The following is a 25,868-nucleotide window of genomic DNA, read 5'->3' as shown; positions in this document are numbered from 1 at the left end:
TCATGAAAAAACTACTTTTTGCCTGCTTTGCCCTCTCCGTAGTGGCCAGTTGCAAGACCAAGGAGACCAAAGAAGTGGACAGCGTTCCCGAAGCATCCGAAATCGTGGCCCCGCCCCAATCTATGCCTACTTTGGAAGAAGGTTGCTATACCTATGACGCCAACGGTAACCGCATTGTATTGGAGATCACCGAGATCAACAGTGCCGTATTGGGCAATCTGGACTATGCGCTTAAGGAAAAAGATGCCAACAAGGGAACCTTTGCCGGCGTCTTGATGGACAGTGTGCTCCTCGGGAGTTACACCTTTATGTCCGAAGGTATGGAAAGCACCCGCCAAGTGGCCTTTTTAGTGAAGGGGGTCCAGTTGATTGAAGGATTTGGCGCACTGGACGAGACCGGAACCGAATTCCAGGACCCAACTTCCCTTAGTTTTAGCTCGTCCATGCCGTTGACCAAAACGGATTGTGAACCGTGATTAAACTGTAATACAACTTAGAGAAGGCCCAAATACACCGATGATATCTCGATTTTGGGATATATGGATGTGAAATGCATCTAGATAGACAAGTTAGCTTTAATAATTGACCAAGAAAAAAATAGATTAAAATATATCCTTCAAAAGGGTTCGGAAATTGGAGGAAATGTCTCAGCCGCACTAATTGGTTTGGCTGTTGCAGGGCCTGCTGGTGCAATTGGTGGAGCCATTGTAGGTCCAGTATTATCAGAAATATTTAAAAAAGTTGGGAATGAAATTTCAACTCGTTACTTAAGCGATAGGGAACAAATTCGTCTAGGGGCAACCTTATCAATTGCCTTCAAAAAAATTGAAAAACGTTTAAGTTTAGGAGGCGTTATGCGGAATGATGATTTCTTTGAGCCGCAATTGAACGATAGACCTGCTGCTGAATCCATATTGGAAGGAACACTCTTAAAGGCAAGAAATGAATATGAAGAAAAGAAAATTGAGTTTTATGCAAATTTTTTAGCCAACATCAATTTTGATTCTTCAATAAGTTTTGAAAAAGGAAATACTCTTTTAAGAATAATTGAGCAATTGAGTTTCCGTCAACTTACAATTTTAGCGTATGTCAAGAAAGTAAATGTTTTAAAAGCAAGTAGATGGATGGAATCATTCCATGATGAAAACGCAAAAGAATTATTTGAATATCAAGACTTTTACTCAGAATTATTGAATTTATACAACCACCAACTTTTAAAGCAAGCAGGAGCGGCAATTGGAATGTCAATATCAACATTTAAAATAAGCCCATTGGGTAATGAGCTCTATACTCTTCTTGAATTGACAAACATTAAAGAAGAGGATTTGGACAAAATTCAAATAGTTGTAAACAAAATAGAGGATTTAAGAATTAAATAATCAAACAAAAATTGCTAAAGCTAACAATGTATAACCACAATTACGGCAGATTCGACTACGTCCGAATCCACTCATAATTGCTAACGCCTGTGCCAAACCGAATATTAACCCGTGACTGGTTATACGAGACCGTTAGCTACAATTTTAATGTGAGTATTTATTGAGAGAAAAAATATTTAAATACAAACTTTACCACCCTGCCAGCAAACTGAATCAAATTATTGCGGAAAGAATAAGGGAAAATACGCTTGTAAATCACCATAATTTATCGGGCAAAGTTTCCTATGATAATGGAATAGAAGTATTCAAAGAAGCTTCATTATTTACTTTTTGGCCTTATCTAGGCCCTATGGTAAAATTGAATGTAAAATGCCATAACTCTAATACAAATGGAACTGAAAGCAAACTAATATTGGAACGAAAAAATGGACTTACGTTCCTTTTGCATTATTGGTTTTCTCTAATTTTTGCGCTTCTAACTTTTGGATTAGGGGTCTATTTATTGATAGAAAATGGGGTTGAAAAAATTGAAGTTTTATTCTTGCCTATATTCGGATTCGGCTATTACTATCTTATAAAAATATTAGCCAATGGAACCACTAAAAATTTGATTTCGAAAGTGGAAAAAATGTTGCGCAAAGAAAAATTAAAATATGAAAAACTGTAGCTAACACTGTCTATAATTCATTGCACTCCCTTCCCTTTAACTAAATTCCCTATTTTTAATAAAAGTAAACAATCAAAAGAATGATTTCGTACTGCGGCCCATGTTGCCGACTGCCAACCCCCCAGCCACCACGAAACCATAACCGAAACTGTTACCAATCCTATGAAAATCAACTTTATCCACACACCTTTTATGGCCATCCTATTTTTGGTGATAGGGGTCCGTCCGATGCAATCACAAGTTGAGGAACAAATTGTCCTCGGCACAAAACACACCCTTAGGTCCACCGTTTTGGAGGAAGACAGGGACTATTGGATCAGCCTTCCCGAGTCCTATCACGATAAAGGATCGTCCTATAAGCGGTATCCGGTGCTCATCGTACTCGATGGAAATGTGCACTTCAAGCCCATAGCGGGGATGGTAAACTACATGAGCGCCGACGCTTACAGAAACCAAAAAATCCCGGAGATGATCGTGGTCGCCATCCAGAATGTGGACCGAAGAAGGGACTACACCCCGGACAAAATCATTACCACAAGGGCGAACACTTCCGGCGGAGGGGACCGCTTTCTTCAATTTTTGGAGGATGAACTTTTGCCAGACTTGGACCAGAAGTATAGAACAGTGCCCTATCGAATCCTTTTTGGACATTCGTTAGGGGGTCTCTTGGCCGCCCATGCCTATCTGAAAGAAAAAACACTTTTCAATGCATTCATTGCGGTCGACCCGAGTTTTGGAACTTGGGATTCAGAAACCATGGACCATAAACTGGATGCATTGACCGATGGTTCCTTTAAAAGGTTCCTTTACATGGCCACGGCAAATTGGGGCAAAAGAAATATCCGGAACCGGGATCGCCATGTAAGGTTCTATGAGTCATTGAACAGCAAATACAGCGGTACGCTGCCCGCCAAATTGGAATACTTCGAGCATGAAAACCATAGCTCGGTCCCCATCATTGCCTTTCACAACGGAATCTCGGCAATTTTTGAAGGCTACGGGATTTCCTATCGGGACATCGCTGCCAAAGAGCAGCTCACCGAGCATTTTCAGGAACTTTCGGAACGGCTCTCCTGGGATTTTGCACCCCCCGAACACCTTGTGAACCAACTGGGTTATGCCCTACTACAAAGCAGAAATGCGGAGGACAGACCCAAAGCATTGGAGTTTTTCCTGTTGAATGTGGAAAACTTCCCCAAGTCGCCCAATGCATACGATAGCTTGGCAGAGGCCTATGAGACGCTGGGAAACACCCAAAAAGCAATCGAAAACTATAAAAAAGTTCTTGGGCTGGACCCGGACAATACCAACGCTTCACTAAAAATAAAGGAGTTGAACCGGTAAAATGATGACCCTAAAAATCAGTTTATTCGATGGACAATAATTTTTCATTCAATTATGACGAATATGATTTTTGGCCCTTATACCATTCCATCATAAAGTATTACCCCATCGGGATCAAAAAACACCAGGACTTTGATATTTACCGACAGTACCCAGGCATACAGGAACTGGAAAAATTACTTGATGAAAAAATTGCCGACAAGAAGACGTATGAAAAAAATTGGGTGGCATTTTTAAAGAAAATCAGTGCTGCATTGGGGAAAAATACCCAAGGAACAACTTTTGGTTTCGTGCCCAGTTATAGCGGCTATTTGACATTGGACTCCTATGGCTCTGGAAATAGATGGAATTACAAGGAGCTCCATTTTGCGGTCAGCCATTTGGGAAAGTATTTTCAGGTGTATGGCCTCGAAAAATCGGTTTTGAGTTATGAAAATGACTTGATCCCCTATCAAGTCCAAAATCTTAAAGAAATCATTGTTTCTCCCTTAGGAGTGTACAAAGATTATTTTGAGAAAATGGAAAACTATATCACCGAAGAATTCAAGGAGTATTGTCTGGTGCCTTTCAGTATGGGACAAACCATCATAAACGGACTTGAAATACTTCATTTGGACAAGGAAAATTGCTCGATAAACATGGCATTGTTCAATGACTTTTTGGGATTGGGAGAACAGGTGAACGAAATGGAGGCCCAAGGAGACTTGACCTATGGGATGGAACATTGGAAAAAACAATAGATCTAACAACTTGCTAAGTCAAATGAAAGTGATTTTCCTGTCGGAAAACCCATAATCGATTATCTTTAAACCAAGAGGACATTTTTTCGCCCAAAGGTCCATGACTAATCATGCATAAATCTATTGCCATCAAGAAGAAAAATGAACGAAAAACTTAAAAACATTCTAATAGTAATTGGGATCCCCGTTGTTTATGCTATTCTCGTCCGAATTATATTTGGAATGAAATTGAAAACTTGGGATGATTTTTTTCAAGTCATGTCAGTAACATTTTTGTTTTTGCTTCCAACAATAATTGGATCTTTGACAGTCTATTTATCAAGTGAAGAAAAAGCAAAAAGAATTACATATAGAATATTTACCCCTTGGATTCCAGTTTTCCTGTTCTTAATTCTGACTTTAGCTTGGGGAATTGAAGGTTGGGCTTGCTGGATTATGATTTTACCTGTTTTTCTGTTAACTGCATCAATTGGTGGACTATTTGGGGGATACTTAAAAGCTCGCAAAAAAAACGACCGTCTAAAAATTTCGATTTTGATTCTATTGCCATTTTTAATTGGACCTATAGAAAGTATGGTTGAGACAATTCCTGGAACTTATAAAGCCTATACTTATATTGACATCAATGCACCAGCCGAAAAAATTTGGGACAATGTGACTCGTGTAAAAGAAATTCCCATTGAACAAGATAAAGGATATTTAACAAGAATGCTTGGTTTTCCACGACCTGTAAAAGCAGAACTAAATTTTGAAGGAGTAGGAGCATATAGAGAAGCTATTTTCACAAAAGGTCTTGTGTTTCACGAAACTGTAACGGAATATAAAGACAATGAGAAAATGGTTTTCACAATAAAAGCATATCCGCACGAAATCCCTTCAACCACCTTAGATGAACACGTAGTAATTGGAGGTGATTATTTTGATGTTTTGAATGGAACTTATGAGCTTGAGGAGTTACCAAATGGTCTGAATCGTTTACATTTATATAGTAGTTTTAAAATGAGCACGACTTTTAACTTTTATGCAGGTTGGTGGGGAAAATGGATAATGAAAGATATACAAAATAATATTTTGCGGGTCGAAAAAAAAAGGTCTGAAAATGAGTAAACGCTGGTTGTAACAATCTCTGCATAAAATTGTTTATTCTTGCCACCCTCCAACTGTTCCTAGGACAGACCTCTGAAAATCCTCGCGAATTTTCAGTTTAAAAACCCATTCTGCCATACCTTTACGACCTATGAAAAAGACTTTTCTACATCCCATTTCCTTATTTTTTCTTTTGCTATCCGTAGTAACCCTTCAAGCACAAAACATGGAACTTCCCTATAAAGAGATACCCGCCCATCCCGAAGCATATACCTCTGGAAATTTAGTGGCCCGAATGATTGACGGTCTTGGCTACCGGTTCTATTGGGCCACCGAAGGCCTTACCGAAAAAGACCTCGCCTACAAGCCTTCCGAGGACGGCAGAACCATTTTGGAAACCATAGCGCATATCAATACCATGTCCAACAACATTTTGTTGGCCCCGGATGCCCTCCCTTTTGAAAAATCCCAATATCCAACCCCTGCTTCGTATGAGGAGCTACGGGCCAATACCCTTCAAAATTTGAAAGCGGCCAGTGGCAAAGTGTTGGGGAAAAGTGCCGAGGATCTGGAAAAATTCAAAGTGATTTTTAAAAGAGGGGAGCAAGAATCGGAATTTGCGTTTTGGAACCTCATCAACGGGATGATTTCCGACTGCATCTACCACACCGGGCAGATCACCTTGATGCGAAGGGCCAGCGGCAACCCGCAAAACCCCAACGTCAACCCATTTTTGGGACAGACCAAGGGCGATTAAACCCCATCGCTGTAACATTTCTTGAAAATCCATTACCAATAAATAAAGATGATGGTCTATGGGTTTCGCAAGTCACGCAGTAAAAGTAGTCAAGGCCAATCGTGCTTTGTTGCATAAGCGGCGTAGTTTCAAAGAAATTCGAGAAGCTTACGAAGGCTATGTTAGCAATACCGAATTGAAGTTCAAGGACCTAACTCCCTTTGAGCAAAAGAAAATCCGCGACAAGATCATTCAACAAGCAAAAAGGGATAGATTGGAAGAAATCCAAAACTATTGTATTGCGCTCGTTATCCTAATTGTTCTGGGGGTTGGTCTTTATTCTCTTTTTTCGAGTTAGCAGCACTTACTCAATCTTATCGACCACAACCTTATAGGTTGGGTCTTCCAAAACGTTCACTTCGATAATATCATCGGCATTGGCCAACAGGCGCTGACAGTCCTTGCTCAAATGCTTCAGGTGGAGTTTTTTGCCCACTTTTCGGTAGCGCTCCGTGATCTTGTTCACGGCTTCAATGGCGGACATATCCACCAAACGGCTTTCCTTAAAGTCGATGATAACCTCTTCGGGGTCGTTCAGCACATCAAACTTTTCAGCAAAAAGGGTGGTGCTCCCAAAGAAGAGCGGGCCATAGATTTCATAATGCTTTACGCCTTCTTCATCCACATACTTTCTGGCTCTGATCCGTTTTGCATTGTCCCAAGCGAACACCAAGGCAGAAATGATCACCCCTACCAAAACGGCCAAGGCCAGATTGTGGAGGAACACGGTCACCAAGGTAACGAGTACCATCACCAACACATCCGATTTGGGCATCCGGCGGAAGGTTTTTAAACTGGCCCACTCAAAGGTGCCCAAAGCCACCATGATCATCAACCCGGTGAGAGCTGCCATGGGTACTTTTTCAATCAAGCTGGAACCGAACATGATGAACACCAAGAGCATCAAGGCTGCAAAAATCCCTGAAAGTCTGGCCCTTGCCCCGTTGGAGGTATTGATCAGACTTTGCCCGATCATGGCACAACCACCCATCCCCGAGAAAAATCCGGATAAGATATTGGCCGTTCCCTGGGCCACAGCTTCCTTGTTGCCCCTACCTCGGGTTTCGGTAATTTCATCCACAATGTTGAGCGTCAGCAAACTCTCTATCAAACCAACTCCGGCCACAATCGCCGCAAAGGGAAAAATGATCTGCAACGTCTCCCAAGTCAAAGGAAGATCGGGAATATGAAATGGAGGAAACGTTCCCTGAATGGAAGCAATATCGCCAATGGTACGGGTGTCCAATCCCAAGAAAAACACAATCCCGAAGACCACCAAAATAGCGGCCAAGGATGCGGGGACCACTTTGGTCAATTTGGGCAATCCCCAAATCATCAACATCGTCAACAACACCAATCCCAAGAAAATGAACAGTGTGCTGCCACTCAACCATTCCCCATCCTGGGTTTTGAACTGTGTCAATTGCGACATAAAAATGATGATGGCTAAGCCGTTCACAAATCCGAAAATCACCGGATGGGGTACCAAGCGCATCAATTTACCCAACCGAAGAATGCCCGCCAATAGCTGCAAAATACCTGCCAAGACCACCGTGGCAAACACGTACTCCACTCCATATTGCTGGGCAAGGCTCACGATCACCACCGCAACAGCCCCTGTAGCACCAGAGATCATTCCCGGTCTTCCTCCCAAAATGGAAGTGACCAATCCCATCACAAAGGCGGCGTACAATCCGGTCAATGGGGACAGGCCCGCAATGAACGCAAATGCAATGGCTTCGGGCACGAGAGCCAGGGCCACGGTAAGGCCCGATAAGATCTCGGTTCGGTAGTTTACCTTTTGGGAAAAATCAAAAAGGTTGAGGTATTTCTTCATCTTTCGATTTTTAAGGGGGCAAAAGTACCACTAATTATGGGTTTGTCCCCATCCTGAAAAAGAATTGGGAATATGGCAATCACATGCTATATCATTGAAAATCTGTCACCGTTTCCCCTAATGGGCCTGATAGATGACAACGGATAGCCATCAAAAAAACCGCCCTGGACTTTGCTGCCCAAGGCGGTTCTTAACTAAATAACCAACCAAAAAAACTTGTCTGTATAGTCGAACGTTAAGGTTCTTCCTTACATATCTCGTTGTCGGGTCACGTTCATTTGTGGGTTGGTCACCTTTGAACGTTTTTTGCCCGTATCTCCAGACTTCAAAAACTGCTTGTATCCTCTTCCTGTAAACTCATAGACCGTTCCGCTGGACACATGGTACAACTCTATTGTACTGTCATTGATAACGTACAATTCAAAATAATCATTGCCCAAGAAGTCATAATCCAGTGTTAAAGTTTTCAGGGAAGCATCATTGGCCACATCATACACCTCATAATCACCCTGATAGTCCCATTGGATGTTGGAAAGCGGTATGCCCTGTCCATCAATGGAAGATCTAAAATATCCACCGCCATCAGAAAAGAACTGAAGGTAATTTTCCTCATCAAACTCATTCAGGGCACCATATTCACTGGTATAGGTCTTTTCCCAAACTTGATATTCCTGCAGGAAATAGTGGATGTTGTCATAAAAGACCATATCATAATCGAAAGAGCTCCTGTAATATCCCCTCAACACATAGGACGTGTTGGAGTTGGGGTCGTAGAGTTCCAAAGTATTGTTGTTGACGGCATACACATCCAAAAGCCAAAGACCGTCCACATCATGGTCCACTTCCACCGCATCGTTATAGGTGCCATACGTGCCCACATCCACTCCCAATCCGTTGCCCGTTTTGCCGATTCCCACCAAATTATTGTTGGCATACACGACGCCCCGGTCAAAAGATATGGTGAATGCACGTTGCAGAAACGGTACTTCGCCATTTCCCTTCGTTGCATTGATATCCACATACCAGATGTCGTAGTTTTCCAACACCAAGGCCGTATTGATGGGCGATTCCTCAATGAAATCATCTTCCACGATAACCTCGGTGTAGCAAGAGCTGGCCAAAAGACCTATCATCAAAATTCCCAAGAGTAGTTTTCTTTTTTTCATAATCGTGGATTTTAAGGTTCAATGATGACAGACCAATCTCTGTGCCAAATTTTTTAATCAATTGACAATCAGTATTTAACGAACGACCGATTTTATTATTCGGTTTTACGGCGTAATTTCGCTGCATGGAAGAAAAATTGAGATTTGGAGTTTTTGGAGGGGGAAGCTGGGGGACCGCCATTGTGAAGATGTTGTTGGAAAATTTGGACAGTGTGGGTTGGTACATGCGAAGTGATTCGGCCATACGATACATCAAAAAAGAGGGCCATAACCCTAACTATTTGAGCTCTGTTGAATTTGAGGTGGAACAATTGCACCTCAGCCATGATATCAATGAGATTGCACAATCTTCGGATGTGCTCATATTCGCCATTCCCTCTGCTTTTTTGGAGAGCGAACTCAGTAAACTCAACCTTTCCTTGAAGGACAAAATTGTTTTTTCGGCCATCAAGGGCATTGTCCCCGAGACCGGATTGATTGTCGGGGAGCATTTCCATGAACATTATGACATTCCATTCGAGAACATAGGTGTACTGACGGGACCCTGCCATGCGGAAGAGGTTGCCCTGGAGCGTCTGTCCTACCTTACCATTGCCTGTGCGGATGCCGAAAAGGCAAAAATGGTGGCCAAACATGTGAAAAGCGAATACATCCGCACCAAGATCTCGGACGATATCATCGGTACGGAATATGCGGCCATGCTGAAAAACATCTATGCCATTGCCGCAGGTATTGCTCATGGCCTTGGCTATGGTGACAATTTCCAGAGCGTTTTGATGAGCAATGCCATCCGTGAGATGAAACGGTTCATTGACCGGGTGTACAAAATGAAACGGAACATCAACGCCTCCGCCTATTTGGGCGATCTTCTGGTAACAGGATATTCGACCTTCAGTAGAAACCGGATGTTCGGTAACATGATCGGGAAGGGCTATACCGTAAAAAGTGCCATGATGGAGATGAATATGGTGGCCGAAGGGTATTATGCGACCAAAAGTGCCCATTTGCTGATGGAAAAACTGGAAAAAAAATCCAAAACACCCATCATCAATGCGGTGTACCAAATACTCTACAAGGAAAAAAATCCGAAGAAAGTCTTTGAGAAGCTTACGGAGAGGTTGGATTGATTTTGATTCCTGATTTTATGGATTTTTCCTTACTCTAAAATAATATGGGTGGGTTACAGGCTTGCAAGGCTGTAGCTAAAACCAATATGGGGTATTATAAAAGATGTTGTTTCCTCAAAATAGTCGGTTGTTCTTGACAAGTTCATGCCCAAGTAAACCCTACTTTTCGAAGATTGAAACCCAATGGAAATTCTATTGGAGAAGAAACTAAAATCGGAAATGTAAAACCCTTCACCATATTCATCAACCTTTTTGATTGAAAAATCTGTATTTGTATTAAGCAATGACACTCCAGCACTAACAAAAATATCTCCTTTAGAAAAGGCTTTAAAGTAATAGGTAAAATATAGGTGGTAATCAACAATAAGCTTATAATCTATCGCCCCCACATTTATCGCATTGTTGCTTTCAGGTCGCTGAGCTATTACCATGTCGTATCTAAAACTATTCAAGAAACCAACGGCTAAATTTTTTGTGATTCCATATTCTAGCCCAAGGTTCAAAGTGATTCCAGCATTTTGTTTGTCAATATTAGTTAAATTTGCGTTTTCATGGTAAATGGTTGAACCATAAACGGGTGTTATTCTATATTCCGTTCCAATAAGAAACTGCAAGCTGTTTTTAGCATCACCAATAGGCTCTTGAGCAGTCAAAAAGAAAGGAACAATCAACAACAATGTTAATTTGACTGTCTTCATTAAAATCATTTTAAGTTATATTCAATATCACTGTTGTTGCGCGATAAATTTCTTCCATTGATAAGGTTATATGGATTTTGGTTGTGAAAATTGGCTGTTAATTCATCGTATGGCGACTGATATGATCGATAACCAACCTTTAGTGTCTCTCCATTCAATATTTTTTCATAAACATGCGTTGGTGCAGGCCAAGAGTCATATTCGAAGATTACAAACGCTGCTATTTTAGCCAGTTCACCTGTTTGAAGAATTCCCATATCTCTGTTTATAAGCCTTTTGTCACCTACTTCACCGTTGTTGCAGTGAACCAAGAAACTTCCATCCCAATAACATCCCAATCCAGCATTCGGCCCACAATGTGTACTAAAATCTCCTGGAGTCAATGAGGAGGCGGTCACATCAACAACTTCAAATTTAACATCAGCTTTTTCGACCCATGATTCTTTTTTGTCTTTTATTTTGACATACTCCATTTTTACGTAATTATTACTAATCCCTCCGCCGCCTCCAAATCCTTCTTCTAATATGGGATCTGGTAATCTGTATTCTTGGTCTTCGGGAGAAATCCCAAGCACAAAAACATCATTTTCCAATGCTTCTGGTTTGGGATTAGTTCCGAAAATATCTTCTTCGGACAAATCCCTATATTTCAGTTTCAATTGTCCAGTAGCATCTAGTTTATAGCCCTGAACAATTTCATTCTCTGTATCTGGGTCATAACTATTGATCAAAAACAAGGACGCTGTACCTTTTCCCTCTTTAATCTTATGCATGTATGGATACCAAGACTCCCCATCCAAATCAATAAAAGCGTTTAAGGAAAATCGAATGTTATCATTAATTGTTGTTTGTCCTTTACCTACAATATCCCCACTCAAGAGATCATCAAAATAAAAAATGCCTGGATTTCTCTCTTTTCCAGATTTCTTCGATACTTGTTCATTAAAATCAGGACTTGCCTGAAGCGTTTTTTCCATTAAATAGGTAAGGTGATAATTCTTGTAGGTTAATTTTTCTTCCAATTCTGCTTTTTCAATACCTTTTTTGTCAAAAAACAATGAAATGGATTGGTTTTGTTCCAAAGGCAAACTATGTTCTTCTTCATTTTGACATGAAGCTAAAAACATGGTCAAAACAAATGCACAAAGTCGAAAAAATGCATTACATGTGATTGAAGATTTCATTATAGAAAATCGCATGATGTAGGCTTTTGGTTAGTGAATTGTAAGATTGTCCGCAAACTATGTAAAACTCATCGTACAATTTGTATTAAATTGATGGATGCCCCTTTTGGGTTGATGGATGCCCTGTTTGAATTGAGGAATGGACAAATTCACCTGTGAAATGAAAGCAAATTGTCGTTGAAATTTATGCAAAGTGCGTGTTGTGCCCCTTGATTGCCTTTGGCATAAGAAGTCTGGAAGAACAACCCGTTCTGGTGGTGGAAAATGACTTTATTCTCGGTCCAACGAAAAATTGGAATGGTGGTCCAACTCTTGTTCCAGTTCCTTTTGAAAAGCATCCACTTCCTCAGCGGAATGGCCGAATGCTTTTTGGAACTCTTCCAAAACAGGGACCATATGGTTACGGACGCTGTCAATATCAAAATACAGCCGTCCCGTCCTTCGGATAAAAAAGTCCAATGGGGTCAACGCCATTTCATACGCTATGGTGAACTGGGCCTCCGCACGGACCATTCTTTCCAAGGAATCCCCAGATTTGGTCTGGGCATATAGCTCCAAAATGGTCTCGGTCTGTTTGCCATAAGTGGTCACGAGGTACCACGCATCGTACTCGGAAAAGCCACTGTCGTGCAATCGGTCAAAGACCGTGGCAATGTATTTCTGGACGTGTTTGAATTTCTTGAAATCGTTGCCACAAAGTGGGATCTTGTCCGTAGTGCACGGTTTTAGGTGGATGTCATGGTCTTCCTCCATGTTTCTGGCAATGCGGTTCACCACCCGCTCCGCCATTTTTCTGTACCCCGTGAGCTTGCCCCCGGCAATGCTCACCAATCCCGTATCCGAAGTAAAGATCTCGTCCTTTCGGGAAAGCTCCGATGCGGATTTTCCCTCTTCATGGATCAAGGGGCGCAAACCGGCCCATGAGGATATGATATCCGACAGTTCCAGATGGATGTCCGGGAACATATGGTTCACTGCCGAGATCAGATAGATGGCATCGGCGATGTCCGTGGTGACATGGTCCTTGTCCGCATTGAAATTGGTATCGGTGGTGCCAATGTAAGTGACCTTTCCGCGGGGAATGGCGAACATCATCCTGCCGTCCGGAATATCAAAATACACCGACTGTTGTACCGGTAACTTTTCCCTTGGGAAGACCAAATGCACGCCCTTGGTCAAATGCAGGCGTTTTCCTTTTTTGGACTGGTTCACGCTACGAAGTTCATCTACCCAAGGTCCCGCGGCATTGATGACATATTTGGAGGAGATATGGTATTCGCCCCCAAATACCTCGTCCCTGAACGTGACTCCGGCCACGCGTTCATTTTCATATACAAAATCGATGACCTTGGCATAGTTCACTGCCTTTGCCCCAAATTGGAGACTGGTCTTTATGTTTTCCAGGGTAAGCCGGGCATCATCGGTCCGGTATTCGGCATAATAGCCCGCTCCGTTCAATATTTTCTTGGGTAGAAGGGGCTCCAGTTTCAGGGCCTCCTTTTTTTCCAACATCTGTCTTTTGTCATCCCCTTCCACTTGGGCAAGGATGTCGTACACTTTCAACCCGATGGAGGTGAGCCACTTTCCATAGGACCCCCCTTCGATCAAGGGGAGCAGCATTTTCTCGGGAATCACCAAATGGGGTGCCAACTTGTGCACAATGGCCCTTTCGGAACCCACTTCCTTCACCAACCAAAAATCGAACTGCTTCAAATATCGGAGCCCCCCATGGATGAGCTTGGTGGATTTGCTACTGGTGCCTGACGCAAAATCGCCCTTTTCGAGCAAGAGGACCTTCAGCCCACGGGCAGATGCATCCAAGGCTATGCCAGCCCCTGTAATGCCCCCACCGATCACCACGAGGTCGTAAGCCTCCTGTGCCAAAGTTTGAAGGCTGTTTTTTCGGTCCGTGTTTGAAAAAGCTATGCTCTCACCCATAGTGTCTACTTGTTGAACTCGTATTCCCGTTCCACCCGGCAGATCCTTGTTTTATACCAGGAATACCATTTTTTGATCCCGTTCCTTTGTGCCTGTATGTGGTCCATGTTCGCTTTCCAATTGGCAATGGCCTCCAAACTGTCCCAATAGCTTACAGTGATGCCCAGACCGTCACGGGCACTTTCCACTCCCAAGAACCCCGGCTGCTGTTGGGCCAGTTCTTCCATTTCAAGAGCCATTTGGGCATAACCATCGTCCCCTTCGGTCCTTAGGTTGGTAAAAATTACGGCATAATACGGTTTGTCCAGTTCCATTTTTTCAGGTGATATATTCTTTCTCCAAAAAATAATTGACCAGGGCCTCCTTCATCAAAACGGTCTGTTCCCCGGCCTTTAGCGGTGGCAATTGTTCCTTTACCTTATAGTGTGGCCATCCTTCATCATCAAAAAAATCAAAGTCGTAATAACCGTAGGGTTCCAACAACCTGCAGATGGCAATGTGCATCAGGTTTACCTTTTCGTCTTTTTTAAACTTTCGATGGTAATTGCCAAGTTCCTGCACACCCACCAAATAGATGATACCATCCAATTCCAAGGGGTCACCGTCGGAAAACTGTCCCGACAGTTTACTCACCAAGTACTCCCAACGTTCCTTTAATTTTTCGTCTCTGGACATCTGTTCTAACTAATAACCCAAAGGTACAAATCAATATGCTATATTTGTTAAGATCGGATATGAGCATTTTGGACATCATTATCGGGATTCTTTTGGTCTGGGGCCTCTACAAAGGCCTCAAGAATGGTCTTTTTGTGGAAGTGGCCTCATTGGTCGCGCTCATTGCCGGGATATATGGAGCCATCCACTTTTCGCACATTACCGGGGAATACCTTGCCCAACAGTTCGATTGGAGTGAGCAGTACCTCAAGCTCGCCGCATTCCTCATCACTTTTTTTGCCATCATCGTCGTGGTGAACCTTGCAGGCAAATTCTTGACGAAGATTGCGGATTTTGCCATGTTGGGCCTTCTGAACAAGATTGCCGGGGCCATCTTCGGCATGTTGAAAGTGGCTGTTATCCTAGGGGCCTTGTTGATTTTCTTCGAACGGTTTGCTGCTCCATTGGGACTGATCAATGAAGAGACCAAACAGGAATCCATTTTCTACGAACCAATAAAGGAAATCGGCGCCCTTGTATTCTCCTATGTATTGGATGATGAAGAAAAGGACCCCGAAGTACCTGTAGAACCACAGACAGAGACCATTTAAAAGGTTCCTTTTTTCCGATTAAAGGAGCTTGGGTCACCGGTCCAAAAGACATCAAATCCCACTTTTTTGCCATTCAACGTAAGAATCTGCCCTCCTGTGGAAATTTTATGGCAAAGGAGCCGTACTCCACTAGCTTAGCAAACAGAACACTACGGAGCTTAGAACACTCCTGAAAACACCCCGAGAATGAAAAAAATATATGTCGCATTGATGGCCATGGCATTGCTATTCGTATTTGGTCAATGCAGTACAACATCTCCCGAAGAAGAAGAGAAATACACCGAGGCCCAACTCGGAAATGAAAAGGTGACCATAGATCCCGTAGCCTTGGAAGATGAGATCGTGGACATGGTGAACCAACATCGAAATTCGATTGGGTTGAATCCTCTTCAAGACAATCCCGCTTCATATAAATATGCCGAGGAACACAACGATTACATGATTTCCAAAAACAGGTTGAGCCACGACAATTTTGAGTCCCGTGCATCCAAAATAGCCGAGGAGTCACATGCCGTGGGCGTTTCAGAAAATGTGGCCAGATACTACACTTCAGCAAAGCTGACCGTGGATGCCTGGTTGGAGAGCACATCGCACAAAGAGGCCCTGGAAGGGGATTATACCCACACCACCCTGAGCATCCAACTGGACAAGGAGGGCAGGCCATACTTTACCCAGATTTTTATAAAAGTGGAATAACGAACCTTCTACTCACATATAAAAGACCTGCACCCATTGCAGGTCTTTTTTGTTATTCCCTATGTTGCCATCTAGGTTTTTTTTACCTTTCGTAAAATCTTTGATCATGGCAATACAGGCTCCTTTTAACCTCAATAAATGGCTCGAGGAAAACCGAGACACCCTTAAACCCCCGGTGGGCAACAGAAACCTTTATAAAGAGTCCGGGGACTACATTGTTATGGTCGTTGCCGGGCCCAATGCCCGAAAAGACTATCACTACAATGAGACCGAGGAACTGTTCTATCAGTTGGAAGGGAATATTGAGGTACACATCCAAGAAGATGGAAAGAAAAGGACGATGAAATTGGGCCCCGGTGATATGTACCTGCATCCTGCCAAGGTTCCCCATTCCCCTGTACGCCACGAAGGCTCCATAGGGTTGGTGGTGGAACGCAAAAGAGCCGATATGGACGTAGATGATGGACTGTTGTGGTTTTGTGACAACTGCAACCACAAACTCTATGAGGCCTATTTTACCCTCAACGACATCGAGAAGGACTTTTTGGCCCACTTCAAGCACTTTTATGGTTCCGAAGAACTGCGCACCTGCGACAATTGCGGAACGGTTATGCCTGTTGATGAACGTTTTGTAGCCAAGGAAGAATGATACTGTTCGTTTCAAAAATCATTATAGCCGTTGTGGCCTTGCTCCATTTCTACTTTTTATGGTTGGAGATGTTCGCATGGACTACCAAGGCAAAAAAGGTGTTCCGCAATTTTCCTGAAGACCTTTTCGAGCCCACCAAGACCTTGGCGGCAAACCAAGGGCTGTACAATGGCTTTTTGGCCGCAGGGCTAGTGTGGTCCCTCATCATCCAAGACCCTCAGTGGCAGATATATGTCGCTTTGTTCTTTCTGGGCTGCGTAGCCGTTGCCGGGATATATGGGGCACTGACCGCTTCCAAAAAGATCTTTACCGTCCAAGCCTTGCCCGCCCTCTTGGGGATTGCATTGCTCTTGGCCCATCAAATGCTTTGAAAATCATCATTTTTCTTGTGAAGTATTATTTGTATTTTCGTCAAAATATAACAATTCACACGTAAAAAGTTATAAATGTCAAAAACAGCTACTGCTTTTGGAATGGACGAGGCCTTGGAACAACTTGGCCTTCAAGAAGCCAACTATGGAACATCGACAGGCTCGCAAAATTTTGGTTCAGGGAATATCATCTCCTCTTTTTCCCCAGTCGATGGGGCACTCATCGGAAAAATAAAGACCACCTCTCCTGCCGATTATGAAAAGGTGATGGTCTCCGCCACATCCGCTTTCAAGGAATGGCGTATGGTTCCCGCACCGCAACGTGGGGAAATTGTAAGACAGTTTGGAGATAGGTTACGCGAACTCAAGGAACCTCTGGGCAAATTGGTATCCTACGAAATGGGGAAATCCTATCAGGAAGGTTTGGGCGAGGTTCAGGAAATGATCGATATCTGTGATTTTGCCGTGGGACTGTCCCGACAATTGCACGGATTGACCATGCATTCGGAAAGGCCCGGGCACCGCATGTACGAGCAATACCATCCACTTGGCGTAGTGGGTATCATATCCGCCTTTAACTTTCCTGTAGCCGTTTGGGCATGGAACACAGCCCTTGCTTGGGTCTGCGGGGATGTCTGCGTATGGAAACCCTCAGAAAAGACACCTCTTTGTGGCATTGCCTGTCAAAATATCATAGCCGAGGTCTTGAAGAAGAACAACCTTCCCGAAGGCATTTCCTGCCTCATCAATGGAGATTATAAGGTGGGCGAACTCATGACGCGGGACAAACGTATTCCATTGGTTTCGGCTACGGGATCTATCCGAATGGGAAAAATTGTGGCCCAGGCCGTAGCGGCCAGATTGGGCAAATCGCTTTTGGAGCTGGGGGGCAACAATGCCATCATCGTTTCGCCTGATGCCGACATTAAAATGACGGTGATCGGGGCCGTGTTCGGGGCCGTCGGCACCGCTGGCCAACGCTGCACCTCTACCAGAAGATTGATTGTGCATGAATCTGTTTACGATAAGGTGAAGGATGCCATCACAGAAGCCTACAAACAACTGAAAATCGGCAATCCGTTAGACCAATCCAACCACGTTGGCCCCTTGATCGATACCGATGCCGTCAAAATGTACCTCAGTGCCCTGGAAAAGGCGAAAACGGAAGGAGGGAAAATATTGGTCGAAGGTGGTGTGCTGGAAGGTGAAGGATATGGCAGTGGTTGCTATGTGAAACCCGCCATCGTGGAAGCCCAGAACAGTTTCAAGATCGTACAGGAAGAGACCTTTGCCCCCATATTGTACCTGCTAAAATATTCCGGTGGGGTCGAAAATGCCATTGAGCAACAGAACGGAGTGGTACAGGGACTTTCCTCTGCGATAATGACGAACAGTTTACGGGAGGCCGAACACTTTTTGTCGGCCGCTGGCAGCGACTGCGGAATCGCCAACGTGAACATTGGAACCTCGGGGGCCGAAATTGGTGGTGCCTTTGGTGGCGAAAAAGAAACTGGGGGCGGTCGTGAAAGTGGCTCAGATGCCTGGAAAATATATATGCGCAGACAGACCAACACCATCAACTACACCACGAAACTTCCTTTGGCGCAAGGAATAAAGTTTGATCTATAAAAAAGCCGCCCATTTAGGATGAACACTAAATGGGCAGTCTTTAAAACCAACTTAACTAACTCAAACTTAATTTAAAACCCTACTCCAATGCCGGATCTTTGTCGGGAGAAATAGGGTTGTTTACCTAATATTCGACCCTAATTTCTCACTATTTTGACAGGTTTCCATGGGGTATCATACAAGTGGTCCCAAAAAGTGTATGGTTGGTTCTTTTTGATATATTTCCTGCTCCTATTTTTTACAAACCCTCTTCGACCATTTTCTAAATAGCTCAAATTCTATGAATTATATTTAAAATTTTAAGATTTTTTTAATATTTTGGATATACAGTTTCATCAACCTAATCAACCTCAAAATGAACCTAGAAATTTCAACAATTTGGTTTTGGATCATCTTGGGTGTCACCGGGATAATCTCAGGGGTAGTTGGCTATCTTTTTGGCAAGGTCAATGCTGGTTCCGACTCGGACAATTCATTTCAGATCAATTTGTTGGAAATCGAAAATGCTAAATTGAAAGCGGACCTGGACACGTGTAAAAAGAGGTTGTCTGCCGCAAAACCTTCCAAGGAAAATGTGATTGATCCTCCTGTTCCGATTTCAAAACTTGCGCCGACATTCCATGCCAATGAGGCAAAAACGGCCTTCGGGAAGAACATCAAAGAGAATGATCTTAAAATAGTGGAGGGCATTGGTCCAAAAATCGAGGAACTTTTCCACAAATTCGACATCAAAACCTGGAAAGCACTTTCGGAGACCTCTGCAGACACCTGTCAAGAAGTGCTCAATTCCGGAGGCAAAAGATACCGAATCCATGACCCGGCCTCATGGCCCATGCAGGCAAAAATGGCCTATGAAGGGCACTGGAAACAACTTGCAGAATGGCAGGAAAAACACCGTGCAGGCAAATACTAGATAGACTGACCAGTCTTTCTATATCTTCCCATTGGCCTCAACCCATTTGAAGGTCTGCTGCTTTTGGGAAAACTGCATCCGTTCGGCTATGCGCTGTAATCTGTCGGGAAGTTTCATCAGGTAATCCCTGGCCTTTTCCGCTTGATCGGAGAGACCTCCCAAACGTCCTATTTCCCAATATTCGTTCAGCTTTTTCAAAATTTCGATGTAGTCCTGTGCAGTATAGACCCCCAATCGTTGCGCACAGTTGGAGAACTGCTCGAACGCTTCACCAATGGAGCCTCCCGATTCCCTCAAAAAGTGTGCGGGCATCACGATTTTTTTCTTCATCATATCGGCGAAGGCCAAAACCATACCATTGGGGTCCTGTCCCATAATGGTCTTTACAAACTCGCGATAGGCCAAATGGTGCCTCATCTCATCACCTGCAATTATGGTACACATCTTTGCCAACAATCCGTTGCCCTTCTGTTTCGCCATTTTTCCGACCCTTTTGTGCGAGATGTTGGTGGCCAGCTCTTGGAAAGTGGTATACACGAAATTCTTATAGGGGTCCCTGTCCGTTCCAATGTCGAAGCCATCAGCGATCAAATGTTGGGTGGTGATCTCCACCTCACGCATATTCACGCGTCCAGAAAGGTAGAGGTATTTGTTCAGTACGTCCCCGTGCCTGTTCTCTTCGGCGGTCCATGCCCTTACCCATTTGCTCCACCCGTTGTCCTTTCCACTGTGCTGATCTATTCCCTCAACGTCCATCAACCAAGATTCGTAGGTGGGAAGTGCTTCTTCGGTAATGGTGTCCGCCACTAGCGTCACCCAAAAATCATAACCGAGTTCCTTTGCTTCTCCCCGAATCTGTTGCACTTCATCAAAAAAATCATCACTCTGGGAATCCGGCAAAAAATCCGTAGGTTGCCATATTTTTTCGATGGGCACCAAAAATTCTTCCATAAACCCCTCAACCTTAGGTTCTATGGCCTGCATCACCTCCAATCGTACATTTTTAATCGACATATAGCTGCTTTTTGCAAAGGTCTCGATTAAAATTCTATTATGGATGGAATAATGCTAATTTCTTCCCCGCTCGCCGGGATAAAGGGTGTGAACAGGATCACTCTGCCAAAATTCCTTGGTGTCCACGTCCAGCATGGTCAGCTTTCCCATAAATGCAGCACCGGTGTCCACGTTCCAAACATTGGCGGCATTTTGCGGTGGAACCACTCTGAGTTTGGAAATGGGGGTATGCCCAATGAAGACTTCTTTGTAGTGGGTCAATCGTTTGGGAAATTTAGGGTCTGTGGGTTCCAGATCAGGGCTTAGCGCAGTTGCCAATTCCCATAACGTCCTGTCCCAATAGAAGGATTGTTCAAAATACTCAAAATCGATACCCTTGAGGTTGGTGTACCCGGCATGGAGGTACAGTCTGTTATCCTTGGCCAAATAATAGTTCTCCAGCCCCGCATAAAAGTCCAGGTGAAGCTCCCACTTCTGCCTATTGGCGCCTAAATACGAATCTCTAGTCGCCGTTCCCCCATGTATCAGCCATTGGGGATTCTCCCTTTGGGTGAGCAGCCATTCCCTGCAAAGCTCATCGTGGTTGCCCCGTATGAAAGTACAATTGTGGGTGTCCTTTATCCGTATCAAAAAGTCGATGGTCTCAACGGCCGTGCTCCAGCCATCCACATAATCCCCCAAAAAAATAATGTGGTCCTCTGATGAAACATTGGCCTTGTCCATGAGTTGCTCCAAGGCCCTTACTCCGGAATGGACATCTCCCACAACCAGCGTGCGCATAGAAAAGTTTTTCGCAATATTACACACAAATGACCGGGCACCTATGAAATTGAGGCAAAGTTTATCAACCGGAACGAAGACCTTGATGCAAAAAAGGAATACCCATTTTTGGTCGTGGTATGATTTTCTATGTACCTTAGGATATTTCGAAAACTATGAAAAAAGTATTCTGTGTCGGTGAACTGTTGATCGATTTTGTTGCTGAAAGACAGGGGAGCAATCTGGTCCAGGCCACGGATTTTACCAAGAAAGCGGGCGGAGCTCCGGCCAATGTGGCCTGTGCCATCGCCAAGTTGGGAGGCAGGGGCATCTTTTTGGGCTGTGTGGGCAACGATCCCTTCGGAACATTCCTCTTGGACACCCTCAAAAAGGAGGGGGTAGATATTTCCTTGGTACAACGGTCCAAAACGTTCACCACACTCGCCTTTGTCTCACTGGCCGAGGACGGGGAACGCGATTTTGTGTTCTGCCGCGGGGCCGACAAGGCGTTGGAATATGACCCCAACCTACGAAAAATTCTCCACGGCAACATTCTTCATCTGGGAGCTGCCACCGCACTGTTGGGCGGTTCGTTGGAAAAGGCCTATGGCAAATATCTGTTTGATGCGCTCACCAAGGAAATGTTCATCAGCTTTGACCCCAATTTTAGGAGGGACCTTTGGAAAGATGATGAGGACACCTTTATAAAAAAATGCACCCCCTTCATTGAAAAATCGCATTTGTGCAAGTTCAGTTTGGAGGAAGCACAGCTTTTGTCAGGAAAAAAAGATCCGAACGAGGCTTGCGACGTTCTCCATGAGGTAGGTACCAAAATCATCACCGTAACCATGGGTAGTGAAGGGACCCTGCTGAGCATGGCCGGGACCAAAAAAACCATCCCGAGCATCGAGGTTTCCCCTGTTGATACCACTGGGGCAGGAGATGCCTTTATCGGATGTCTGCTCTACCAGATTTCGGGCCTAGGCAATTTTGACCCCGTTTTTGAAGACTTTACACTTCTGGAAAATATGGTCGCCAAGGCCAATGTGGCCGGGGCCATTACCACGACCAACTACGGGGCCATCGTCGCCCTTCCCACAAAAGACCAGATCGGAATCTAAATGAACCAGGCTCAGTTACATCGGCTCGTGGCCCAACAGTCAAAGGAAAAGGACAGCACAGCACTCTTCGAGCTTCGGTTGGCCACCAATCTTACCCTCATCCAACAGTTGTTTTTTTCGCTTTATCCTGAAAATCAACATGGAGCATATTTCAACAAATTGTTGGATTTGCTCCCCAAAGTTTTTGCTTCCAGACCCTCGGACCTAAAGGAACAGGACCTTCTCCGATTGAACGCCGGGAACTGGTACCAATCCGAAAAAATGTTGGGGATGCAGATGTATGTGGAGCATTTCAACAAAGACCTGAACGGGCTGCGCCAAAAAATCCCTTATCTGAAAGAACTGGGGGTGAACTTTCTGCATTTGATGCCGATCACCTCCAGACCCAAGGGCGAAAATGATGGGGGCTATGCCGTGAACAGCTACCTTCAGGTGGACAAAAGGTATGGAACCAAGGAAGACCTGCTCGCACTCACTTCCGAATTCAGAAAGGAGGGCATCTATTTGATGTTGGATTTTGTGGTAAACCACACTTCTGACGAATTCCCATGGGCCAAAAAGGCCATCAAGGGCGATAAAAAATACCAGGGGTACTACTATACGTTTGACGACCGCACCGTTCCGGATGAATTTGAAAAGACTCTTCCTGAGGTGTTTCCGGAAACCTCGCCCGGCAACTTTACCTACATTCCCGAAATGGAAAAATGGGTGATGACGGTCTTCAACAGCTACCAATGGGACCTCAACTACACCAACCCGGAAGTGTTTTTGGAAATGCTGATCAACTTGGCAAAGTTGGCGGATATGGGCGTGGACGTGGTACGGTTTGATGCACTCGCTTTCCTTTGGAAGAAGATAGGGTCCATCTCCCAAAACCTTCCCGAGGCCCATACCCTTGTTTCCTTGTTCCGGATGTGCCTCCAGGTGGTGGCTCCAGGTGTTATCCTTTTGGCCGAGGCCATTGTGGCCCCAACAGATATCGTAAAATATTTTGGAGAGGGACAAACGTTGGGCAATGAATGTGAGGTGGCCTATAATGCATCGTTGATGGCCCTACTCTGGAACTCCATCGCCACCAAAAAAACCAATCTACTCTACAAAAGTCTGGCGCACGTGCCCGGAAAGCCAAAAGACTGTACCTGGATCAACTACATCCGCTGCCATGACGATATTGGCCTGGGTTACGAGAACCAATTGATATGGGAACTGGGCTGGTCACCCGAACTCCACCGCAAGTTTTTGTTGGATTACTATTGCCAAAAACTGGACTGGTCGCCAGCCATGGGATTGCTTTTCATGTACAACCCAAAAACGGGCGATGGGCGCATCACTGGAAGTGCCGCATCGCTTTTAGGGCTGGAAAAAGGCGTAATGCTCAAGGATAAGGAGCTCATAGATCGATCTATTGCCAAAATCATCATGCTGCACGGCATTGTATTTGCCTTTGGTGGTATTCCTCTGATCTATGCTGGGGATGAAATCGGCACCCTCAACGATTATTCTTTCCGAAATGATAATGCCAAAAAAGGGGACAGCCGATGGGTGAACCGACCGCTCCAGGATTGGGATGCCGTTTCACGGCTTGGGGAAGAAACCTCTCCCCAAGCCCAGATTTTCCACACCCTACAAAAACTGATCCAGATCCGAAAGAAGAACCCCTTGTTCGCGGACAACAATGATATGGAGCTTTACCATACGGGCAACGACCACATCCTTGCCTTTGGACGGAGCAATGGTGACAGACAAGGGCTATTGGTCCTCTGCAATTTTGACGAAAAGCCTCAAGTGATCGAAACGGGCTGGATCAAAAAAATGGGCTATTTCACCAAAGGTGACCCTCTGGATCTGGTGTCGGACCAGCAAATCTCCGTGAAAAGTGGACTATTGGAAATCTTGCCCTATCAAATGATCTGGTTAAAAAAGGGCTAGCTGTACCGAACTTTCCTTAATACACGCTGCGATTCCTTCAGGGATTGATAAATGCCACTATCATAGGACTTAAGGATGGATCTGGAACGGTCCATCTGCTCCTTGGCCTCTTCAAAGCCGTTTAGGTAACAGATGAGATAGGTGGCGGGAAGATGGGTCAGGTCCCTTTGTTCCGATTCGGTCAGGGGAATCCTGTTCTCCACTTTTTTCAGGAGTGCATTGTTCGTATTGTACACATGGTAGAGCGTTTTTTTGTCGTACTGTGGCGGCTCAAACACCAGTTTGCTATTGATGGTATATTTTCCGTTCTCCGAAAACGTGATCACCATTTCTTCCAAAGGATAATATTTCTGTTCGGACCCTAATCCCAGTTGCACATACTCCAAGGTGGCAAAGGAATCATTGTCATAGTCGATGGTGATCTCGTCCAAGGCGGAATAAAACAGTTTCACCTGCTCATTGATGAGCTCAATGTCCACCCGGGAATAATAGGTCTTGTTCTTGATTTTCTTTTTGATGCCCGCCCAGCAGACCACGAACTGTTCCTTGAAGACTTTATAATTGCTGGTGAGATCGGGGTGTCGGGTATTCATGAAATTGATCACGGCATCCAGGGTGAGCTCAATGTTGTTCCTGGCATGTTGCTCAATCGTGGCGACTTTTTCGGAGTTGATGTCTTTCAACTCTATGCCATACGCCTTGGGAAGACTGATGCTCCCTTCCCTGAAAAACACTGAACCGCCATAGTATTTCCAGATGTTTTTCCGCAGGGCACATACTTTTCCATTGGAACGAATGGTGACCAACCCGACCACTTTCCCTTCTGGCAGGTGCGGAAAGGGGATGTTCTCGTACGAAATGATGGGCGGATTGTCCAAATAGGCATTGACCAAGTTTTGGATCTTGCTGTCATCGAAGAAATCGACCCCTACGATGTCATTGTCCGCATCCTCCACTCCGATCACGATAAAAGAGTTGTTCTTGGGGTTGCTGTTGGCCAAGGCACAGACATGTTTTAGAAACTTTGCCTTTCCTTCTTTTTCACCTATGGATATAAAACGCTTTTTGTCATAAAAACTGTTCTCATCATTATGCGCTAAAAGATTTTTTACCAGTAGGCGTTTGTTGATCATGACATCAGGTTTCGGGATTCGGGTTGAGGGTGAAAGGCTTGTTTTTTAATCATATTTTGCCCCTTTTCTTTCAGATTTCTTGAGATATGCCATAAACGCCCCTATTTTTTTGCCTTCTGTGATGGTCTTTGAAAAAACCCGGTCAAACTCTTCTTGTGAAATGTGTTCTCTGTCCAAACAGCGATATAATTGTAATCTCAGCTCACCGCAGGATGCCTTTGCTATACTCAAAAACTGAGTAAATTCCTTATTTCCGTTTCGTTCAAATCCTTCAGCAACATTATCCATAATGGACCCTGATGAGGCGTTCATTTGGTTCTTGAGGCTATAATCCTTGCCTAAGGAAGTCTTTTCCATGAAATGCCAGACATCGTTGCAAATCTCCCTTGCCAATTTCCAGATTTCCAATTCTTCAAAACTGTTCATC

The 25,868-nt window shown here is 44.3% G+C and carries 27 protein-coding genes; 16 read left to right on the top strand and 11 right to left on the bottom strand.

Annotated elements, in window-relative coordinates; genetic code table 11:
* Window positions 1-2: 2 nt before the first annotated feature.
* The 7 genes from D2V93_RS03600 (at window position 3) to D2V93_RS03570 (ending at window position 5,973) form a co-directional block, all read left to right on the top strand.
* On the top strand, window positions 3-476 hold the full coding sequence (locus D2V93_RS03600; protein WP_119618430.1) for a hypothetical protein: 474 nt from the start codon (window positions 3-5) through the stop codon (window positions 474-476).
* Window positions 477-665: 189 nt separating this feature from the next.
* The gene (locus D2V93_RS03595; protein WP_119618429.1) at window positions 666-1,379 is read left to right on the top strand and encodes a hypothetical protein; all 714 of its coding nucleotides are present in this window, start codon (window positions 666-668) and stop codon (window positions 1,377-1,379) included.
* Between the two features lie 160 nt (window positions 1,380-1,539).
* Window positions 1,540-2,046, top strand: a complete 507-nt coding sequence (locus D2V93_RS03590; protein WP_119618428.1) for a hypothetical protein — start codon at window positions 1,540-1,542, stop codon at window positions 2,044-2,046.
* 162 nt (window positions 2,047-2,208) lie between these two features.
* Window positions 2,209-3,390 carry an alpha/beta hydrolase-fold protein gene (locus D2V93_RS03585; protein ID WP_245978081.1) on the top strand — a complete coding sequence of 394 codons (1,182 nt, stop codon included), beginning with the start codon at window positions 2,209-2,211 and terminating at the stop codon, window positions 3,388-3,390.
* Window positions 3,391-3,419: 29 nt separating this feature from the next.
* A complete protein-coding gene (locus D2V93_RS03580; RefSeq protein WP_119618427.1) occupies window positions 3,420-4,130 on the top strand; it encodes a hypothetical protein in 711 nt (236 codons plus the stop codon).
* Window positions 4,131-4,271: 141 nt separating this feature from the next.
* Window positions 4,272-5,237: an SRPBCC family protein gene (locus tag D2V93_RS03575; protein WP_119618426.1), complete on the top strand. Its 966-nt coding sequence runs from the start codon at window positions 4,272-4,274 to the stop codon at window positions 5,235-5,237.
* Between the two features lie 130 nt (window positions 5,238-5,367).
* Window positions 5,368-5,973: a DinB family protein gene (locus D2V93_RS03570; protein ID WP_119618425.1), complete on the top strand. Its 606-nt coding sequence runs from the start codon at window positions 5,368-5,370 to the stop codon at window positions 5,971-5,973.
* A 343-nt stretch (window positions 5,974-6,316) separates the two neighbouring features.
* Here the strand turns inward: D2V93_RS03570 and D2V93_RS03560 are convergent, their stop codons facing one another.
* Window positions 6,317-7,849 carry a SulP family inorganic anion transporter gene (locus D2V93_RS03560; protein ID WP_119618423.1) on the bottom strand — a complete coding sequence of 511 codons (1,533 nt, stop codon included), beginning with the start codon at window positions 7,847-7,849 and terminating at the stop codon, window positions 6,317-6,319.
* A 248-nt stretch (window positions 7,850-8,097) separates the two neighbouring features.
* The gene (locus D2V93_RS03555; RefSeq protein WP_119618422.1) at window positions 8,098-9,015 is read right to left on the bottom strand and encodes a nicotinic acid mononucleotide adenyltransferase; all 918 of its coding nucleotides are present in this window, start codon (window positions 9,013-9,015) and stop codon (window positions 8,098-8,100) included.
* Between the two features lie 125 nt (window positions 9,016-9,140).
* On the opposite strand from D2V93_RS03555, the gene D2V93_RS03550 reads away from it, so the two are divergent.
* Window positions 9,141-10,142, top strand: a complete 1,002-nt coding sequence (locus D2V93_RS03550) for an NAD(P)H-dependent glycerol-3-phosphate dehydrogenase (protein WP_119618421.1) — start codon at window positions 9,141-9,143, stop codon at window positions 10,140-10,142.
* Between the two features lie 53 nt (window positions 10,143-10,195).
* On the opposite strand, the gene D2V93_RS03545 is transcribed toward D2V93_RS03550, so the two are convergent.
* From D2V93_RS03545 to D2V93_RS03525, 5 genes are all read right to left on the bottom strand, one after another.
* Complete coding sequence (locus tag D2V93_RS03545; RefSeq protein WP_143070649.1) at window positions 10,196-10,840, bottom strand: hypothetical protein; 645 nt, start codon at window positions 10,838-10,840, stop codon at window positions 10,196-10,198.
* 5 nt (window positions 10,841-10,845) lie between these two features.
* Window positions 10,846-12,039, bottom strand: coding sequence for a hypothetical protein (locus D2V93_RS03540; protein ID WP_147377355.1), 1,194 nt, complete (start codon window positions 12,037-12,039; stop codon window positions 10,846-10,848).
* Window positions 12,040-12,294: 255 nt separating this feature from the next.
* Window positions 12,295-13,962 (bottom strand): glycerol-3-phosphate dehydrogenase/oxidase, encoded by a 1,668-nt coding sequence (locus D2V93_RS03535; protein ID WP_119618419.1) that lies wholly within the window; start codon window positions 13,960-13,962, stop codon window positions 12,295-12,297.
* A gap of 5 nt (window positions 13,963-13,967) precedes the next feature.
* Window positions 13,968-14,276 carry an antibiotic biosynthesis monooxygenase family protein gene (locus D2V93_RS03530; RefSeq protein ID WP_119618418.1) on the bottom strand — a complete coding sequence of 103 codons (309 nt, stop codon included), beginning with the start codon at window positions 14,274-14,276 and terminating at the stop codon, window positions 13,968-13,970.
* 4 nt (window positions 14,277-14,280) lie between these two features.
* Window positions 14,281-14,637: a hypothetical protein gene (locus D2V93_RS03525; protein WP_072876209.1), complete on the bottom strand. Its 357-nt coding sequence runs from the start codon at window positions 14,635-14,637 to the stop codon at window positions 14,281-14,283.
* Between the two features lie 59 nt (window positions 14,638-14,696).
* Between D2V93_RS03525 and D2V93_RS03520 the strand changes: the two genes are divergently transcribed.
* From D2V93_RS03520 to D2V93_RS03495, 6 genes are all read left to right on the top strand, one after another.
* Window positions 14,697-15,227 carry a CvpA family protein gene (locus D2V93_RS03520; protein WP_119618417.1) on the top strand — a complete coding sequence of 177 codons (531 nt, stop codon included), beginning with the start codon at window positions 14,697-14,699 and terminating at the stop codon, window positions 15,225-15,227.
* Between the two features lie 186 nt (window positions 15,228-15,413).
* Window positions 15,414-15,923: a CAP domain-containing protein gene (locus D2V93_RS03515; RefSeq protein ID WP_119618416.1), complete on the top strand. Its 510-nt coding sequence runs from the start codon at window positions 15,414-15,416 to the stop codon at window positions 15,921-15,923.
* Window positions 15,924-16,029: 106 nt separating this feature from the next.
* The gene (locus D2V93_RS03510) at window positions 16,030-16,572 is read left to right on the top strand and encodes a 3-hydroxyanthranilate 3,4-dioxygenase (RefSeq protein ID WP_072876859.1); all 543 of its coding nucleotides are present in this window, start codon (window positions 16,030-16,032) and stop codon (window positions 16,570-16,572) included.
* Window positions 16,569-16,943, top strand: a complete 375-nt coding sequence (locus D2V93_RS03505; protein ID WP_409557886.1) for a DUF1304 domain-containing protein — start codon at window positions 16,569-16,571, stop codon at window positions 16,941-16,943. The genes D2V93_RS03510 and D2V93_RS03505 overlap by 4 nt, the downstream gene beginning before the upstream one ends.
* 75 nt (window positions 16,944-17,018) lie before the next feature.
* The gene (gene amaB, locus D2V93_RS03500) at window positions 17,019-18,572 is read left to right on the top strand and encodes an L-piperidine-6-carboxylate dehydrogenase (RefSeq protein ID WP_119618415.1); all 1,554 of its coding nucleotides are present in this window, start codon (window positions 17,019-17,021) and stop codon (window positions 18,570-18,572) included.
* A 355-nt stretch (window positions 18,573-18,927) separates the two neighbouring features.
* Window positions 18,928-19,485: a hypothetical protein gene (locus D2V93_RS03495; protein WP_182849935.1), complete on the top strand. Its 558-nt coding sequence runs from the start codon at window positions 18,928-18,930 to the stop codon at window positions 19,483-19,485.
* A gap of 18 nt (window positions 19,486-19,503) precedes the next feature.
* On the opposite strand, the gene D2V93_RS03490 is transcribed toward D2V93_RS03495, so the two are convergent.
* Together D2V93_RS03490 and D2V93_RS03485 are read right to left on the bottom strand one after the other, a co-directional pair.
* Entirely contained in the window at window positions 19,504-20,499 is a 996-nt protein-coding gene (locus D2V93_RS03490) for an acyl-ACP desaturase (RefSeq protein WP_119618414.1), read from the bottom strand.
* Window positions 20,500-20,553: 54 nt separating this feature from the next.
* Window positions 20,554-21,279, bottom strand: coding sequence for a metallophosphoesterase (locus D2V93_RS03485; protein ID WP_119618413.1), 726 nt, complete (start codon window positions 21,277-21,279; stop codon window positions 20,554-20,556).
* A gap of 155 nt (window positions 21,280-21,434) precedes the next feature.
* Here D2V93_RS03485 and D2V93_RS03480 point away from each other — a divergent pair, with 155 nt between their 5' ends.
* Together D2V93_RS03480 and D2V93_RS03475 are read left to right on the top strand one after the other, a co-directional pair.
* Window positions 21,435-22,379 carry a carbohydrate kinase family protein gene (locus D2V93_RS03480; protein ID WP_119618412.1) on the top strand — a complete coding sequence of 315 codons (945 nt, stop codon included), beginning with the start codon at window positions 21,435-21,437 and terminating at the stop codon, window positions 22,377-22,379.
* Window positions 22,380-24,308, top strand: coding sequence for an alpha-amylase family protein (locus D2V93_RS03475; protein WP_119618411.1), 1,929 nt, complete (start codon window positions 22,380-22,382; stop codon window positions 24,306-24,308).
* Here the strand turns inward: D2V93_RS03475 and D2V93_RS03470 are convergent.
* Together D2V93_RS03470 and D2V93_RS03465 are read right to left on the bottom strand one after the other, a co-directional pair.
* Window positions 24,305-25,441, bottom strand: coding sequence for an ATP-binding protein (locus tag D2V93_RS03470; RefSeq protein ID WP_072876229.1), 1,137 nt, complete (start codon window positions 25,439-25,441; stop codon window positions 24,305-24,307). The two genes, D2V93_RS03475 and D2V93_RS03470, sit on opposite strands and share 4 nt — an antisense overlap.
* A 45-nt stretch (window positions 25,442-25,486) precedes the next feature.
* Entirely contained in the window at window positions 25,487-25,867 is a 381-nt protein-coding gene (locus D2V93_RS03465; RefSeq protein WP_119618410.1) for a four helix bundle protein, read from the bottom strand.
* Between the last annotated feature and the right edge of the window lies 1 nt (window position 25,868).

Source organism: Flagellimonas taeanensis (assembly GCF_003584105.1).
GTDB lineage: Bacteria > Bacteroidota > Bacteroidia > Flavobacteriales > Flavobacteriaceae > Flagellimonas > Flagellimonas taeanensis.
The sequence above is the reverse complement of the archived record's forward strand: the minus strand, read 5'-3'. Positions and strand labels throughout refer to the sequence as shown.